We start from the raw sequence: 16,640 nt of genomic DNA on the forward strand, positions 1-16,640 counted from the left end.
GGTAAGGATTGATTTTTATGAGTGAATCGCAACAAAGTCAAAATCAAAAGCACTTGTTGCTCACAATGGCGATGATTGTTCTGGAAACAGTTTTTACACTCATCTTGAAGCATGATCGCGTTATTGGTTTACAGGCTAAAAAATTTATAGATCGAAAAGTTGCGATTAAAATTAACAGTTATTTGCCTTATTTTGATTTTTACATTCAATTTACCGAGAATGGTGTTTTATTTGATACCAAAGCGCCGGAACATGCCGTAGATCTGGATATCCGCACCACCTTCATGGATTTAATTAAAGTCTTTGTATTTGCAAGTCGTCCAAGTATCAAAAAAATGCGTATTGATGGCGACCTGACTTTAAAAGATGAATTTCGTGATTTAGCTTTACTTTTTAGTTTTCCAAAAGTTTTATCCGACTGGAAACAATGGCTGAGTGAGCCCACTGACGAGCAAGAGATTATTGCCTCGAAAAAGCGCATTGTACCTCTTTTGGAAAAAATTGACCTGCAACGCTCAAAAATCAACAGTTTGGAAGTTGAAGTCAAACAATATCAAAACCGTATTCGTCGTATTAAACAAAAACAGAAGAGAATCAATATTGTCTTTAGTATAACAACCGTGCTTTTGATTGCGTTATTAGTGTATAATTTATGGCTAGCATAAACATATAATTTTTCTTATAAAAAGAAACATTTTAAAGCCTCATAAAATACTTGACTATTTTAGTCAGGATTCTTAAAATCGATACATCTAGTCTTAACATGTGTATCGAATCATGCGTCTTACTACTCGCGGTCGCTACGCAGTGACTGCTCTACTTGATTTAGCTTTGCAGCCAACTGAACAAACGATCACGCTTGCTGAAATTGCAGCTCGTCAAACTATTTCTGTTGCTTATCTTGAGCAGTTATTTGCGAAATTAAAGCGTCACGGCTTAGTTTCTAGTGTACGAGGTGCCAACGGTGGCTACCATCTTGCTCGTCGCGCTGATGAAATCACCATGTTAGAAATTATTGAAGCTGTAAACGAAACAGTCGATGCAACGCGTTGTGACCATAAAGGCAACTGCCAAAATGGTGCAATGTGCTTGACTCATGATTTATGGCAAGAACTCTCCGACCACATCGCCGATTATTTAGCAAAAATTACGCTTGCTGATCTTGTAGCACGTGACAACGTACAAACCGTTGCAATTCGTCAAAATTCACCAAGTTTTGATTCAGCCCTTTTATCGGTTACAGGTATTTGACATGAAACGTCCGATTTATCTTGATTATGCAGCAACTACTCCTGTAGACCCTCAAGTTGCAGAACGTATGATGGAATGCTTAACATTCGATGGTACTTTCGGTAATGCTGCATCTCGTTCTCATGCTTATGGGTGGCAGGCGGAAGAAAAAGTAGAATATGCACGTGAACAAGTTGCCAATTTAATTAAAGCAGATCCACGTGAAATCGTGTGGACTTCTGGTGCAACTGAATCTGACAACCTTGCATTAAAAGGTGTTGCACAATTCTATGCCTCTAAAGGCAAGCACATCATTACCAGCAAAATTGAACATAAAGCAATTTTAGATCCTTGCCGTGAACTGGAAGAAGAAGGTTTTGAAATCACCTATATTGAGCCAGAACCAAAAACCGGTTTAATTACCGCTGATATGGTTAAAGCTGCGATTCGTCCAGATACCATTCTTGTTTCCCTGATGATGGTGAACAACGAAATTGGTACCGTGACTGATGTTGCTGCAATTGGTGAAATCACCCGTGCACATAAAATCTTTTTCCACGTCGATGCGGCTCAAGCTGCCGGTAAAGTTGAAATTGACCTTTCAACCATGAAAATTGATTTGATGAGTTTCTCTGCTCATAAAATTTATGGCCCTAAAGGCATGGGCGCGCTGTTTGTGCGTCGTAGTCCGCGTGTTCGCCTTAAAGCTCAAATGCAGGGCGGCGGTCATGAACGTGGTATGCGTTCAGGCACCCTTCCAACTCACCAAATCGTGGGTATGGGTGAAGCCTTTGAACTTGCAGGTAAAAATCTAGTATCTGAACAAAACCGTCTGCGTGTATTACGTGACAAACTTTGGAACGGCTTACAAGGTTTAGAACAAGTGTTCTTAAATGGCCACCCTGAATACAATGTTGCAAACTATCTCAATGTCAGCTTTAACTTTGTTGAAGGCGAATCATTGATGATGGCACTGAAAGATGCTGCGGTATCTTCTGGTTCTGCATGTACTTCTGCAACACTTGAGCCTTCTTATGTGCTTCGTGCATTAGGTCTGTCTGATGAGCTTGCTCACAGTTCGATTCGTTTCAGCTTCGGTAAATATACCACTGAAGCAGATATTGACCATGTACTTGAAGTGACCAAAGCTGCTGTACAAAAATTACGTGATCTTTCCCCTCTTTGGGATATGTACAAAGATGGCGTGGATTTGTCTACAGTCGAATGGGCTGAACACTAATTTATTCTTGGCATCTTATAGAATTTCATTAAGATGCCCCCATATTAATTCTTATCAAGGCTGACCCCGAGGTTTGGAGACGCATCATGGCTTATAGTGAAAAAGTAATTGATCATTACGAAAACCCCCGTAATGTTGGTGTTTTAGATAAAAACGCTGAAAATGTTGGTACAGGTATGGTCGGTGCACCCGCTTGTGGTGACGTTATGCGTCTTCAAATTCAAGTGGATGACAACGGTGTCATTGAACAGGCACGTTTCAAAACTTATGGTTGCGGATCTGCTATTGCTTCAAGCTCGCTTGTTACTGAATGGCTTAAAGGTAAAACTTTAGACCAAGCACAAGCAATCAAGAACATCGATATTGCAACTGAACTCGCGCTTCCTCCAGTAAAAGTACACTGTTCTGTACTTGCTGAAGATGCAATTAAAGCTGCTGTTGAAGACTACCGCAGCAAAAAAGCTAAAGCTTAATGGCTTTAAGTTTTGAATAAGGAATAATGGAGTTTTCATGATTCATTTAACTGAAAATGCTGCAACTCATATCAGCAATTACTTGAAAAATCGCGGTAAGGGTGAAGGCATTCGCGTTGGCGTGAAAACTTCAGGCTGTTCTGGCTTGGCATATGTACTCGAATTCGTTGATGAAATTGATACACATGACCAAGTATTTGAACAGTTTGGTGTTAAGGTTTTCGTTGACCCTAAAAGCAGTGTCTATTTAGAAGGTTTGGAAATGGACTATGTGAAGAATGGCTTAAACGAAGGCTTCGAATTTAACAATCCCAATAAAAAAGGTGAATGTGGTTGCGGTGAATCTTTCACAGTTTAATCAACCTCTTCCATCCTTTTAAAAAATTAAAACAGTGTAAAATACACTGTTTTAATTACATTTATATTTGCAGTTATTTTTATAGAACTTTCGCGGATCAAATCTCCCATGAATCATTTTGAGTTGTTCAATCTTCCTGTAGCACTCGATATTGATTTAGCAGCTTTAAAAAATGAATTTTTAAAATTGCAGCAACAATATCACCCCGATAAAGCTGAAGACAAAGATCAGGCATTGATCAAGTCAAGTGAAATTAATCAGGCGTTTAAAGTTTTATCTCAAGTTGATAGTCGTGCGGGATATCTGCTTTCGTTAAAAAAACAAGATCATCTGCTTGATCAATCCATCAGCGATTTTGATTTTTTACAATCTGCGCTGGAAATTCGTGAACAGTTGGATGAAGCCCACGCTGCCGACGATTTGATTTCACTTAAACAAGAAGTTCAACAATGGATTGACAGCTTGGTTCGTGAATTTAAAATTGACTACACTGAAGAAGACTGGGCTGAAGCGCGCGATACAGTGCGTAAGTTACGTTTTTTCCAGAAAGTCATGGCCGATATCGACAAAGCTGAAGATCGTTTTTTGGATGATGACTCTTTCGATCTTGACGATGATTATTAATTTATTTTTACTTTTAGACGTTCAAAGGATGTAACACAATGGCTCTCTTGCAAATTGCAGAACCTGGTCAATCAAGTGCGCCCCACGAACACCGTATTGCTATTGGTATCGATTTAGGTACAACACATTCTTTAGTGGCTACGGTTTTATCAGGCAAAGCCAAAGTTCTTAACGATGAACAAGGTCGCGTGTTACTCCCGTCGATTGTGCATTATGCAGATGACGCAACCCAATATGGTGATGAAGCAAAAGCCTTCATGACTAGCGATCCTAAAAATACCATTGTTTCTGTTAAGCGCTTTATGGGTCGTTCAAAAGCGGATATTAAATTCCAGCACCCGTATATATTGGCGGGTGAAGATCACCAGATGCCAGCTTTTGAAACCAGTCAAGGGCGTAAAACCCCTGTTGAAATTTCTGCTGAAATTTTAAAACAATTGAAAGAACGTGCTGAAGCAAGTTTAAAAAATCCAATTAATGGCGCGGTAATTACCGTTCCTGCCTATTTTGATGAAGCCCAACGTCAAGCAACCCGTGATGCAGCACAACTGGCCGGTTTAAATGTTCTACGCTTATTGAATGAACCGACTGCTGCTGCTGTTGCCTATGGTCTAGATCAAGAAAGCAATTTGGCCTCAAATCGCAACTATGTAATTTATGACTTGGGCGGTGGTACTTTTGACGTTTCTATCTTGCGTTTTACCCAAGGTGTATTCGAAGTTTTAGCGACGGGTGGTCATACTGCACTCGGTGGTGATGACTTAGACCGCTTAATTGTGAAATGGGCGAAGAAACAGCTTAATATTGAAACCTTGGATGATGCAGAACATGCACATCTGATGGTTGCTGCACGTAACGCCAAAGAAGCATTAACAGATTTAGAATCGGTTCAACTTCAAGCGCTAGATCAAGTTTTGACTTTAGATCGTGCAACCTTTGAAGACATCATTAAAATAGCTTTAGATAAAACCATTAGCGTATGCAAACGTGTGATGCGTGATGCCAAACTTGAACTGAATGATATTCAAAATGTCGTTCTAGTTGGTGGATCAACCCGTTCATATGCAGTACAAAAAGCAGTTCGCGATGTATTCAATCAAGAACCTTTATGCACTATTAACCCAGATGAAGTGGTTGCCATTGGTGCAGCCATTACTGCAGACCAGCTGATTGGTAACAATACAGATGGCTCATTGCTGCTGGATGTTACCCCACTCTCTTTAGGTTTAGAAACCATGGGTGGTTTGGTTGAGCGCCTCATTTCACGTAATACCGCTATCCCTGTGGCACGTCGCCAAGAGTTTACCACTTATCAAGATGGTCAAACTGCGATGCTGATTCATGTGGTACAAGGTGAACGTGATCTGGTTGAACACTGCCGTAGTCTAGGTCGTTTTGTCTTACATGGCATTCCACCGATGACTGCAGGTCAGGCACGTATTGAAGTGACCTTCCAGGTCGATGCAGATGGCTTACTGACCGTTGCAGCCAAAGAAACCACTTCTGGCGTGCATGCTCAAATTGATATTAAACCTTCTTATGGTTTGTCTGATTCCGATACGGAACGCTTATTGGTTGACGGTTTTAAATTTGCTGAAGAAGATAAAAATCTTCGCCACTTGCAAGAAACCAAAGTTGAAGCACAACGTGAACTTGAAGCACTAACCCAAGCATTAAAAGTAGATTCAGGCCTGCTTGGTGCTGAACAGCTTGCTGCTTTAGAACAAGCCAAAGTTCAACTTGAAAGCCAACTATCAACGACTGATATCAAGGCGATTGAACAGGCTGTAGAACAGCTTAAAATACATAGCGATGCCTTTGCCGCAGCCCGTATGAATCAACATATTGATGCTGCACTTAAAGGCACTCAACTTGATGACTGGTCAAACTCACCCGAATAAATAGGTAAAAATTATGCCACGTATTAAAGTTCTTCCACATGCGCAAATTTGCCCAACTGGTGCTGAGTTTGAAGTTGAACAGAATGCCAATCTTTGTGAAAGCTTATTGAAAAATGGCATCAAGATTGAGCATGCCTGTGACATGTCTTGTGCCTGTACCACCTGTCATGTTGTGGTTCGCAGAGGTTTTGACAGCCTGGAAGAAATGACCGATGTCGAAGCCGATTTACTTGATCGTGCCTGGGGTCTTGAACCCGACTCACGTCTTTCATGCCAGGTTAAAATTGTGGATGAAGATTTGGAAGTTGAAATTCCGAAATACACCATCAATCATGCTTCTGAAAATCACTGATTGATTCAATATTAAAAAAAAACCATGCTTAGCGTGGTTTTTTTATATTGAATTTAATAGCAATGATGCTCAGTGAAATTGCTCATCTTTCTGATCTTCGATGATTTCATCTTCTAAATTCAATTTTACAATGCCTTGAGAATTGGTCATTTTTTGCTGTTTTTGTATGCGCTTGATCATTTTTTCCAGAACATTGATTAGCTCTGGATATTCATAGTTTTGAACTTCATCCAGATTCAGCAATAAATGGAAACCTTTATATTCATAATCAAACCAGCGCTGATAATCCGATTTACGCGAAGTATATTTTTCCATGACTTGCCAGGTGTTTACCGGACCTTGAATACCCTTCAGCTTAATCGGTGCTTTAGGTGCACACAAATAATCATTTTTAATTAAATTATAAGTATCATCAGAAATTAAGATTTCATCCACTTCTGCCGCACTTTGCAAACGTGCCGCCAAATTTGCATCACGTCCGACAATGGTATACGCCATACGATGAGCCGCACCATAATTCCCAACGTGGCAATATCCGGTACTGATCCCCATACGAATATGTAACGCAGGATAGCCCATTTTAATCCATCGTTCTCTTAATAATTTCATTTGCTGACGCATATCAATCGCCATGTCTAAACAAGTTTTTGCATCTTGTTCAACACCTTGCGAAATGGGATCACCAAAGAAAATAAGAATCGCATCGCCCATAAACTTGTCGACAGTGGCTTCATACTGTTTCGCAATTTCTGTCATATGACTGAGATAGTCATTGAGCAAGTATGCCAAGTCATCCGGGATAAGGGTTTCGGAGAGCTCGGTAAAACCTTGAATATCTGAAAAGAAAATAGTCATTTTTTTTCGTTTATATTCAATTTTGGCTTCAGACTCACCCTTCATAATCGATTGCCACAATTGTACCGGCGCATAACGGCTGAGCTGGTTGGCAAACTCCATGTAACGATTCATCTGCTCATAATAATAAGCTTTACGATCGGTAATATATTGGATTTGGCTACGTTGATAAAAACTTCCCACACCCAAATAAGTGATGAGACAAATAAAGCCCAGAACGGTTAATTCACCTGTGGTTTGTTCAAAATATTCGCCAAATCCAAAAATAAAGATGTTACACAGATAGAAAATTGCGATTCCAATCAGACTCGCCAACGACACCATGAGAAATGAAATTTTATTACTGATTGCAGTATACAGAATGGCAAAAAGTGAAATAAACGTCAGCACCAGGTTTAAATGAATGGCAGATAAAATAACTGAAATGGCAATAACATCAACAAGAAACAGCAGACTGCGTTTTATTTTGGAATTATAACGATACAGCAGCCCATTCGATAACTTCGGGGTAATCAGCAGGACAAACAACAAGAATACAGGGACATAGATCTGATATTGCGTATCAGAAGAAGTGTAATGGTAGACGATGATGAGTAAAGACAACATGATATATCCCATCAAACGATGAAAATATTCAAATTGTCTCGGCTCTTTTCTAATCCAGTCGTCTAATGGCACTCAATCGCTCCTGGTCCCAGTATTCACAGCCAACATTCCCTGTTTGGCTTTTTAAATGGCTTGGAATTAATCCATACGCCAGTCAAATGGCATATCGCCTTGACCACGTAGTGCAAGCATTAAAGTTTGACGCATATGTGCAAGGACTTCATTGCTATAAGGAACAGCAGGTGTTCCCCAAACTGGTTTTGGCCAAGCCACGTCATTTTGGTAACGCACGACATGATGAAAATGTAATTGTGGAACCATATTTCCTAAAGCAGCAACATTCATTTTGTCTGCACGGAATACACGCGCCAACTGGCTTGATAACCAGCTAGATTCACGGAGGAACTGTTCTTGGTCAGCCTGACTTAATTCATATAATTCGCTAATACCCGGTACACGCGGAATTAATATGAGCCACGGAAATTGCATATCATTCATTAAACGACATGTTGACAGTGGAAAGTCGCCTACAAAAAAAGTGTCTTGAGCAAGTTGTGGATGCAAACTAAACATATCTTTATAAATTATGCAAAATTAGAATGATGGCTAATACTATCACATCCAATGGGACGTGAATATTCTATGCAATGTGTTTCATTACAAATAAACCACTATTTGCATTGAACACTGAAGCGCAGATAAATTTAATAAATTCCCTTAAAAAATCAAGTGCTTCTTTTCAGAAAATTTTAAATTATGCGCAGATGAAGCAGCGAGTGCATATTATTTACGCACCCACTTTCTGATCAGTGAATTTCTTTTAGCAAACTCGCCAGTAAATCGGAAATAAATTGAATTCTTTTTTGATAATCTTCCAGCATGACCATGATTTTTAAACGTTGTCCCCCATCCATACGGAAAAAAGTCGGATGTTTTTGCATCATTTGAATAATGCTCATGGCCTGAACCGGTGTATCGGGTGAAAACTCAATATGACCGCCATGTGAGCTGATATCAACTTTGGTAATGCCCAACTGCTCTGCTTTTAAACGCAGTTGATGCACCGCAAATAATTGCTTCACAGGTTGTGGTGGCACACCAAAACGGTCAATCAATTCCATACGGATATTATCAAGTTTTTCCTGACTGTCGGTATTACTGATGCGTTTATAAAACATCAGACGTTGATGCACATCCCCTAAATAGTCATCAGGAATCAAGGCCGGCATATGCAGATTAATTTCAGCGGTTAACGATAATGGCGCATCGAAATTCGGTGTTTTGCCTTTTTGAATGGCTTTAGTCGCTTTTTCAAGCATTTCCATATACAGGCTATAACCAATCGCATGCATCGAACCACTTTGTTGTTCACCCAAGAGTTCACCTGCACCACGAATCTCCAGATCTTCTGTGGCAAGCATAAAACCGGCACCTAAATTTGATGCACGCTGGATGGCATCCAGCCGTTTTTCTGCATCGCCTTTTAAGCCTTTAATGGAAGGTACAAGCAAGTAGGCATAGGCTTGATGATGCGAACGCCCGACACGACCACGTAATTGATGTAACTGCGCGAGACCCAGTTTGTCTGCACGTTCAATCAAGATAGTATTGGCATTTGGAACATCAATTCCGGTCTCAATGATGGTTGAACAGACCAGAACATTATATTCTTTATGATAGAACTGCTGCATTACCTGTTCTAGTTCACGTTCGCGCATTTGTCCATGCGCAACCGCGACACGTGCTTCAGGAACCAGCTCTCGAATACTGGCTGCGGCACGTTCAATCGAATCGACTTCATTATGTAAAAAGTAAACCTGACCACCACGCAGCAATTCACGCAAGATGGCTTCTTTTATCGAGTCACTGGTGTGTTCTTGCACAAAGGTTTTGACGGCCAAGCGACGCGCTGGTGGCGTGGCAATAATTGATAAATCACGCATACCGCTAAAGGCCATATTCAAGGTACGCGGAATTGGAGTTGCTGTCAGGGTCAGCATATCGACATCGGCACGCATGGCTTTAATGCGTTCTTTATCGCGTACCCCAAAGCGATGTTCTTCATCGACAATCATCAAACCCAAGTTTTTAAACTGAATACTTTCCTGCAGAATTTTATGCGTTCCAATCACAATATCGACTTTGCCATTGGCCAAATCTTCAGTCGTTTTAACATGCGTTTTATTAGAACCAAAACGGGACATTACTTCAATCCGAATCGGCCAATCGGCAAAACGGTCTTTAAAGGATTCATAATGCTGCTGTGCTAACAAGGTCGTCGGCACTAAAACAGCGACTTGCTTGTTGTTTTGCACCGCTAAAAATGCGGCTCGCATCGCGACTTCGGTCTTACCAAAACCAACATCACCACAGACCAGACGATCCATCGGTTTGGCCAATTGCATATCATGCAGGGTCGCTTCAATCGCATTGGCTTGATCTAGAGTTTCCTCATAAGCAAAGCCGCTGGCAAATTGCATATATGGGCTTTGCTCAAGCTCAAAACTAAAGCCGGGTTTTGCCTGACGACGCGCCTGAATATGCAACAGTTCAGCGGCGACATCGTGAATCTGTTCCAATGCTTTACGTTTGGCCTTGTTCCAAGCATCAGTGCCTAATTTATGTAATGGCGCCAAATCGGGATCGCCGCCACTATAACGGCTGATCAAATGCAGATTGGTGACCGGAACATACACTTTGGCAGCATCGGCATAATCTAGCTGTAAAAATTCGTGGTCTTGATCATCAATACTTAAAGTGACTAAACCTGCATAACGCCCCACGCCATAATCAATATGCACTACCGGTGCGCCAATACTTAGCTCGGTTAGACTACGGATTAAAAATTCTTCCGACACTTCTTGCTGACGTTTACGACGGCGCTGCACTACGCGATGTTCATAGAGCTGATTTTCAGAAATCACGGTCAGGTGATCAGGAATCACCAAACCACGATCAAGTGGCGCACTGGTAATGGCTATGGCATGGAGTGATTTTCTGAACTCTGCAAAATTTTCAACACTGGGAATATCACCTAAAGCAGGACGCAAAGCATCCTTTAAGGTTTCACGGCGACCTGCACTTTCAGCGACCAACAGTACTGGATGATTTGCAGCATCAATATACTTTTTAACCGCTGAAAAGGGTTTTTCCTGTTTCGGGTCAACCGGTAAACGCGGTGGCAATTCGGTATTGAGATTCAGAACCCCGGTTTTTTCGATAAATTCTTCGGGTGAGGCAATGATTCTGGCAAAGTGATTCAGCTGTTCCAAGACCTGATTCGGTTGCAGGAATATTTCTTCTGGCGACAAAATAGGATGATCGACATTATGGCGACGGTCTTCATAACGTCGAACCACATCCTTCCAAAAACTGGTTAAACCTTCATCCAGATGCTTATCTGTAATGACAATGCCATTCCGTGGTAAGTACGCCATCAGGGTACTTTGTGTTTCCATCGCTTCTTTGCTAAAGAATAACGGGAAATAAAACTCTAGCCCCGGAGAAGCAATACCCTCTAAAACGTCTTGATAAACTGGATTTTTCTTCGGATTAGCACTCGGAAAACTTTCTGCATAACGGTCACGGAAAGTTGAACGCCCCTCTTTGAGTGGAAATTCTTTGGCCGGCAATACCGAAAACTGTTGCAAATTTTGCGTGGTTCTTTGGGTTTCAGCATCAAAGAATTTCAAGCTTTCAATTTCATCGTCAAATAGATCAATACGGATCGGCGAATTTTGTCCAGACGCGTAAATATCCATAATACTGCCGCGTACCGCAAACTCGCCATGATCATAAACGGTATCGACCAGATGATAACCTGCTTGAATCAAGCGCAGTTTTTGTTGTTCTAATTCAAATTTTTGTCCAATTTCAATATCGAAATGTTCACCCAATACCCACGACGTCGGTGCGACACGCTGCACGAGCGTTGAGGCAGATAAAAGCAATACGCCCTGCTTGGGCATATTCGATAAAATTGAAAGACGCTCTGATACAATATCTTGATGAGGTGATAACCGGTCATAAGGCAGAATTTCCCAATCCGGGAAAATGGTCGGTTTTATCCCGTAAAATTCTAATTCACTTTCCAACTGTCCCAAATGCTGATTGTTTCTGGCAACCAATATGAATAACTGCTTATTTTGCGTCGCTATTTCTTTGAACAATAAAGATGCAGATGAGCCTTGTAAATTACCGACCCAGCGTTTTTCGCCTGCTTTTAATTGCTGCAGATTTAATTGGGAAATTTGTTGTTGGAACATGTATATAGCTTTTGGTCTAAATGACATGAGCAGTATATTAGCATGGGTTTTTTCTTGGTTGAGTTATTTTTCTATGCGACCGATTTTTCCATCTAAATCCTTTTAGATGTCAGGTCTTCAAGGCCTGTTTTCCAATTATAAGACCTGTGTCCCCATTATTTTTCACGCAAGAAGTTGCGATAATAGTCATTCAACTTTTGAATGATTTGCTTTAACTGCAACAAATTTTCTTCAGTATTGCCTAAACGCGCCACAAAGCGTTGACTGGCAATTTCCAGATCAATTTTTTCATTGATAATCATGGCAGTAAAATACAATTCTTTTAAATCATCAAACTGGGTTAATTTTCGATTCGAGAAATACGACAAACGCTCTGACCATTCATTGAGCACAATACCATCGACGATATAGCCCTGTTCTTGATGGAATTGGATATTATTTTCTTGAAGAAAAAGTTGTTCAGGAGATGGCTTGGAACTTTTAAACAGTCTTGAACTTGTAAATAGTCCGGCAAGTTTATTCAACATAAGCATTACATTTATTAAAAATATTAAAAATCCTGACCATTTTAACTCTGAGCGGCTTTATCTTCAGCATTATTTTTTTATAAAAAAGGCAGCAGCTTAAACTGCTGCCTTTTCGACACAATAATGATTAATTTTTGTACAGCTCGAATTAACTCACTTGTGCCAATAGCTGATGCTGTGCGGTCACTTCTGAAACCAGATTACTAAAGGCAAATATTTCATCTAGCTGTTCTTGGGTCAGTAATTCCTGCTCCAAGACAATCTGTTGAATGGTTTTGTTTTCCGCAATACATTGCTTGCCAATTTCATCACATTTGGCATGACCCAGAATCGGATCGAGCAAAGTTACAATGCCGACACTGCGCATCACAGCATCATAACACACCTGCTCATTGGCTTGAATGCCTTGAATACATTTACTATCCAGACTCGAAATTGCTTTTGTTAATAATTCAATTGATTCATTAATTGCAATCGCGATGACCGGTTCCATCACATTTAACTGTAATTGCCCCGCTTCTGCAGCCATAGTCACGGTTAAATCATTCCCGATCACCCTATAAGCAATTTGATTCACCACTTCAGGAATCACGGGATTAATTTTGGCAGGCATAATCGATGAGCCGGCTTGCAATTCAGGTAAGCGAATTTCGGCCAGACCGGTACGTGGGCCTGAACTCAACAAGCGCAAGTCATTACAGATTTTTGAAAGTTTTACCGCCAGACGTTTCAGCGTACTGGATAAAATAATAAATACGCCACAATCACTGGTGGCTTCGACATAATCTTCCGCCCCAATTAAATTCAGTCCGGTAATTTTGCTTAGAGACTGAATGGCTTCATGCGCATAGCCTTGTGGAGTGTTTATTCCCGTACCAATCGCGGTGGCACCCAAATTCACTTCCAGTAAAAGTTCACGTGTGCGTTGAATCAGCCGAATATCTTCTTTTAATAAGGTTGCAAAAGCACGAAATTCTTGTCCCAAAGTCATCGGAACAGCATCTTGTAATTGGGTACGTCCCATTTTTAACACAAACTGAAACTCTGCAACCTTTATATGCAGCGTATCAATCAATTTTTGAATCTGAAGCAGCAAATCGTCCAGACTATAATAAGTCGCTAAACGTAAAGCGGTTGGATATACGTCATTGGTCGATTGGGATTTATTGACATGATCATTCGGGTGAATATGATCATATTGCCCCTTATGAAAACCCAAATGCTCTAATGCAATATTGGCCAACACCTCGTTGGTATTCATATTAATAGAGGTACCTGCTCCGCCTTGATAAACATCTAAAGGAAAAGCATCACTCCATTTTTCTGGAGATTCGATTAACTGATTACAGGCCAGCTGAATCGCCTGGCTGACTTGTTCAGAAATTTTGCTAAATTTTAAATTGGTCTGTGCTGAAGCTTTTTTGACTTGAGCCAAGGCGCGAATAAAATGAGGCTGATTTCCGACTTTCTGATTAGAGATTTGAAAATTCTCTAAAGCCCGCACAGTATGAATACCGTAATAACATGCTGCCGGAACTTCCTTTGCTCCCAGCAAATCACGTTCTATTCTTGTATTATCGAGTTGAACCATAGACACTTTAAATATACTCACATTTATGCATTAGAATTGTGCAATGGAAAAAATATTAAACCTTTGCTGTATTTTAAATATTGTAAAAAGATATTTATTTGGCAATGCTCTATAACCAATTACCCCAGCTTTGTAGCTAGTGTAAGTACTTGTAAATTCCTTTTTCTGCCGCTTCTGCTTTCAATTTTTCTATTCAAAAAAATAAAACTCAAAAATATTTAGACAGATGTTTAAGTCACACTAAATCTTTGCAATAGCTTTATAAATGACATTAAGCACCATAGTTATATTTAATTAATTTTATTTACTTTTTATCAATTGTATCTAAAAGTACATTCCGCTACACAACCTCCCATTAAATCCCTTCGAAATGTAACAGAACGTAATTTGAATTTTATGTTTGAATCAGCGCCTTACCGAATATGTATAAAAATTCATCTTGGACAGATGTATCCATAAGGACAGAAGGATGAGCACATGAGTCAACTGAACCCGACATTAATCACATTTATTTTTTATATTCTCGCCATGGTTGGTATTGGACTATATGCCTATAAGGCGACGACCGATTTTTCAGATTATATTCTCGGTGGGCGAAGCTTGGGCAGTGTGGTCACCGCACTTTCGGCAGGTGCATCGGATATGAGTGGCTGGTTGTTGATGGGTCTGCCCGGCGCAATTTATCTGTCAGGCTTATCAGAAGCGTGGATTGCCATTGGACTGATTGTGGGTGCATGGCTGAATTGGCTATTGGTCGCAGGACGACTGCGTATGCATACAGAAGTTCAAAATAATGCATTAACCCTGCCTGATTATTTTACCAGCCGATTTGGTGACCGAAAACGTGTGCTACGGATTATTTCAGCTTTAGTGATTCTGGTGTTTTTCTCGATTTATTGTGCCTCTGGCATGGTGGCAGGCGCCCGATTATTTGAAAGTATTTTCGGTCTGTCTTACACCACTGCCCTCTGGATCAGCGCAATTGCAACCATCAGTTATGTGTGTATTGGCGGCTTTCTAGCGATTAGCTGGACAGATACTTTCCAGGCAGGATTGATGATTTTTGCCTTGATTCTGACTCCGATTATGGCTTACCTCGCACTCGGTGATCATAGTCAACATCTGGCAACCCTGATTGAGACTGCTCGTCCGCATGCCAGCAATATGCTTTCAGGTTTAAGCACGGTCGCGATTTTATCTTCCCTTGCATGGGGTTTAGGCTATTTTGGTCAGCCGCATATTCTGGTGCGCTTTATGGCAGCAGATTCGGTGAAGACTATTCCTGCTGCACGCCGTATTGGCATGAGCTGGATGATTCTATGTTTAGGTGGCGCAGTTGGTGCGGGTTTCATTGGCATTGCCTACTTCCAGCATCACCCGGAACTGGCAACAGTAGTATCCCAGAACCCGGAAACCATTTTTATGGAACTGACCAAAATCCTGTTTAATCCATGGATTGCAGGGATCATTTTGGCAGCTATTTTAGCGGCTGTGATGAGCACCCTCAGCTGTCAGCTTTTGGTCTGTTCAAGCACATTGACTGAAGATTTATATAAATCCTTCCTGCGTAAAAATGCCTCGCAAAAGGAATTGGTCTGGGTTGGACGCTTTATGGTGGTGGCCATTGCCATTCTCGCTATTGCACTTGCAAGTAATCCAAGCAGTAAAGTTTTAGGTCTGGTGGCTTATGCATGGGCAGGTTTTGGTGCTGCTTTTGGCCCGCTGATTATCCTGTCTTTATTCTGGAAACGCATGACCTTAAACGGCGCAATCATGGGGATTATTGTCGGTGCTGTGACGGTCATTTTATGGAAGAACACTATGGCGAGTACCGGACTATATGAAATTATTCCCGGTTTCATTCTGTCATTCATGAGTATTGTCGTGGTGAGCTTGCTCGAAAAAGAACCACCTCAAGAAGTGATTCAGCGTTTTGAGCAAGCAGATGAATTGTATAAAAAAGAAATGAATGAATTAAAAAATGGAATACCGGCTCAACCTGAAAATTTATGATAAATTTCGAATAAGTTATACCAAAATTTGACTGAGATATAAGGGGCTGATGCCCCTTTTATTGATGTCATTTTTGCACTTTGGTTTTCAGATAAATCTTGGAGCTTTCTTTAATCACTTCCATCACCGGATAGCTTCGGGTTTCTTTGACGCCCGGAAGTTGCCACAGCACCTGCCCTGAAATCTTGCGGAATTCTTCCATGCTGGCGCAGCGGATTTTCACCACAAAATCGAAACCGCCACTGATCATATGACATTCCACAATTTCAGGATATTGCATCACTGCATCTGAGAATTCATCCAAGACATTGGGTGTGGTTTTATCCAGTAAAATTTCCACAAACACCACAAAACTGGCATTCAACATGTCAGGATTCAGCTTGGCTTCATAGCCTAAAATAAAACCATCTTTGACTAATTTCTGTACCCGGGCCAACGCTGCAGTCGCGGATAAATTCACAGCTTCCGCCAATTTTATATTTGAAATTCGTCCATCATTTTGCAGAATATCTAAAATTTTGATATCTGTTCGGTCCAACGTAAAAATCGGGCTGGTCATCTGAATTATTCTCTAAAATGAATAAAAACTATAGTGAGTTATTCGG

15 protein-coding genes are annotated in these 16,640 nt (G+C 40.7%); 9 read left to right on the forward strand and 6 right to left on the reverse strand.

Translation table 11 applies throughout. The annotated features are described in order from the left end of the window. The first annotated feature begins 17 nt into the window (after positions 1-17). From E0H81_RS08975 to fdx, 8 genes are all read left to right on the forward strand, one after another. Positions 18-665 (forward strand): hypothetical protein, encoded by a 648-nt coding sequence (locus E0H81_RS08975; protein WP_131318301.1) that lies wholly within the window; start codon positions 18-20, stop codon positions 663-665. Between the two features lie 112 nt (positions 666-777). Then, on the forward strand, positions 778-1,251 hold the full coding sequence (locus E0H81_RS08980; RefSeq protein ID WP_067865715.1) for an Rrf2 family transcriptional regulator: 474 nt from the start codon (positions 778-780) through the stop codon (positions 1,249-1,251). Position 1,252: 1 nt separating this feature from the next. After that, complete coding sequence (locus E0H81_RS08985; protein ID WP_131318303.1) at positions 1,253-2,470, forward strand: IscS subfamily cysteine desulfurase; 1,218 nt, start codon at positions 1,253-1,255, stop codon at positions 2,468-2,470. Between the two features lie 86 nt (positions 2,471-2,556). Continuing rightward, positions 2,557-2,943 (forward strand): Fe-S cluster assembly scaffold IscU, encoded by a 387-nt coding sequence (iscU, locus tag E0H81_RS08990; protein ID WP_004651785.1) that lies wholly within the window; start codon positions 2,557-2,559, stop codon positions 2,941-2,943. 37 nt (positions 2,944-2,980) lie between these two features. Then, the gene (gene iscA, locus E0H81_RS08995) at positions 2,981-3,301 is read left to right on the forward strand and encodes an iron-sulfur cluster assembly protein IscA (protein WP_131318305.1); all 321 of its coding nucleotides are present in this window, start codon (positions 2,981-2,983) and stop codon (positions 3,299-3,301) included. Between the two features lie 108 nt (positions 3,302-3,409). After that, positions 3,410-3,925, forward strand: coding sequence for a Fe-S protein assembly co-chaperone HscB (hscB, locus tag E0H81_RS09000; RefSeq protein ID WP_131318307.1), 516 nt, complete (start codon positions 3,410-3,412; stop codon positions 3,923-3,925). Between the two features lie 38 nt (positions 3,926-3,963). Then, positions 3,964-5,826 (forward strand): Fe-S protein assembly chaperone HscA, encoded by a 1,863-nt coding sequence (gene hscA / locus E0H81_RS09005; protein WP_131318309.1) that lies wholly within the window; start codon positions 3,964-3,966, stop codon positions 5,824-5,826. Between the two features lie 13 nt (positions 5,827-5,839). Next, positions 5,840-6,178, forward strand: coding sequence for an ISC system 2Fe-2S type ferredoxin (fdx, locus tag E0H81_RS09010; protein ID WP_131266446.1), 339 nt, complete (start codon positions 5,840-5,842; stop codon positions 6,176-6,178). A 69-nt stretch (positions 6,179-6,247) separates the two neighbouring features. Here fdx and E0H81_RS09015 read toward each other — a convergent pair whose 3' ends face one another. The 5 genes from E0H81_RS09015 to aspA all read right to left on the reverse strand — a co-directional run bounded on the left by E0H81_RS09015 (position 6,248) and on the right by aspA (position 14,022). Further along, positions 6,248-7,711: an adenylate/guanylate cyclase domain-containing protein gene (locus tag E0H81_RS09015; RefSeq protein WP_131318311.1), complete on the reverse strand. Its 1,464-nt coding sequence runs from the start codon at positions 7,709-7,711 to the stop codon at positions 6,248-6,250. Between the two features lie 66 nt (positions 7,712-7,777). Then, the gene (locus E0H81_RS09020; protein ID WP_067865690.1) at positions 7,778-8,212 is read right to left on the reverse strand and encodes an HIT domain-containing protein; all 435 of its coding nucleotides are present in this window, start codon (positions 8,210-8,212) and stop codon (positions 7,778-7,780) included. 233 nt (positions 8,213-8,445) lie between these two features. After that, complete coding sequence (gene mfd / locus E0H81_RS09025) at positions 8,446-11,904, reverse strand: transcription-repair coupling factor (RefSeq protein ID WP_131318314.1); 3,459 nt, start codon at positions 11,902-11,904, stop codon at positions 8,446-8,448. Between the two features lie 155 nt (positions 11,905-12,059). Continuing rightward, complete coding sequence (locus E0H81_RS09030; protein ID WP_131318316.1) at positions 12,060-12,431, reverse strand: hypothetical protein; 372 nt, start codon at positions 12,429-12,431, stop codon at positions 12,060-12,062. 148 nt (positions 12,432-12,579) lie between these two features. Beyond that, complete coding sequence (aspA, locus tag E0H81_RS09035; protein WP_131318364.1) at positions 12,580-14,022, reverse strand: aspartate ammonia-lyase; 1,443 nt, start codon at positions 14,020-14,022, stop codon at positions 12,580-12,582. 477 nt (positions 14,023-14,499) lie between these two features. Between aspA and putP the strand changes: the two genes are divergently transcribed. Further along, positions 14,500-16,035 (forward strand): sodium/proline symporter PutP, encoded by a 1,536-nt coding sequence (putP, locus tag E0H81_RS09040; protein ID WP_131318318.1) that lies wholly within the window; start codon positions 14,500-14,502, stop codon positions 16,033-16,035. A gap of 67 nt (positions 16,036-16,102) precedes the next feature. Here the strand turns inward: putP and E0H81_RS09045 are convergent, their stop codons facing one another. Next, a complete protein-coding gene (locus E0H81_RS09045) occupies positions 16,103-16,594 on the reverse strand; it encodes an Lrp/AsnC ligand binding domain-containing protein (protein WP_131266452.1) in 492 nt (163 codons plus the stop codon). Positions 16,595-16,640: the final 46 nt, after the last annotated feature.

This window comes from Acinetobacter terrestris (genome assembly GCF_004331155.1).
In the GTDB taxonomy this organism is placed as follows: Bacteria; Pseudomonadota; Gammaproteobacteria; order Pseudomonadales; family Moraxellaceae; genus Acinetobacter; species Acinetobacter terrestris.

Bases quoted from the DNA above. Each gene is read 5' to 3' on its own strand.
- E0H81_RS08975 (WP_131318301.1), top strand. From the start codon at position 18: ATGAGTGAATCGCAACAAAGTCAAAATCAAAAGCACTTGTTGCTCACA.
- E0H81_RS08980 (WP_067865715.1), top strand. From the start codon at position 778: ATGCGTCTTACTACTCGCGGTCGCTACGCAGTGACTGCTCTACTTGAT.
- E0H81_RS08985 (WP_131318303.1), top strand. From the start codon at position 1,253: ATGAAACGTCCGATTTATCTTGATTATGCAGCAACTACTCCTGTAGAC.
- iscU (WP_004651785.1), top strand. From the start codon at position 2,557: ATGGCTTATAGTGAAAAAGTAATTGATCATTACGAAAACCCCCGTAAT.
- iscA (WP_131318305.1), top strand. From the start codon at position 2,981: ATGATTCATTTAACTGAAAATGCTGCAACTCATATCAGCAATTACTTG.
- hscB (WP_131318307.1), top strand. From the start codon at position 3,410: ATGAATCATTTTGAGTTGTTCAATCTTCCTGTAGCACTCGATATTGAT.
- hscA (WP_131318309.1), top strand. From the start codon at position 3,964: ATGGCTCTCTTGCAAATTGCAGAACCTGGTCAATCAAGTGCGCCCCAC.
- fdx (WP_131266446.1), top strand. From the start codon at position 5,840: ATGCCACGTATTAAAGTTCTTCCACATGCGCAAATTTGCCCAACTGGT.
- E0H81_RS09020 (WP_067865690.1), bottom strand. From the start codon at position 8,212: ATGTTTAGTTTGCATCCACAACTTGCTCAAGACACTTTTTTTGTAGGC.
- mfd (WP_131318314.1), bottom strand. From the start codon at position 11,904: ATGTTCCAACAACAAATTTCCCAATTAAATCTGCAGCAATTAAAAGCA.
- E0H81_RS09030 (WP_131318316.1), bottom strand. From the start codon at position 12,431: ATGTTGAATAAACTTGCCGGACTATTTACAAGTTCAAGACTGTTTAAA.
- aspA (WP_131318364.1), bottom strand. From the start codon at position 14,022: ATGGTTCAACTCGATAATACAAGAATAGAACGTGATTTGCTGGGAGCA.
- putP (WP_131318318.1), top strand. From the start codon at position 14,500: ATGAGTCAACTGAACCCGACATTAATCACATTTATTTTTTATATTCTC.
- E0H81_RS09045 (WP_131266452.1), bottom strand. From the start codon at position 16,594: ATGACCAGCCCGATTTTTACGTTGGACCGAACAGATATCAAAATTTTA.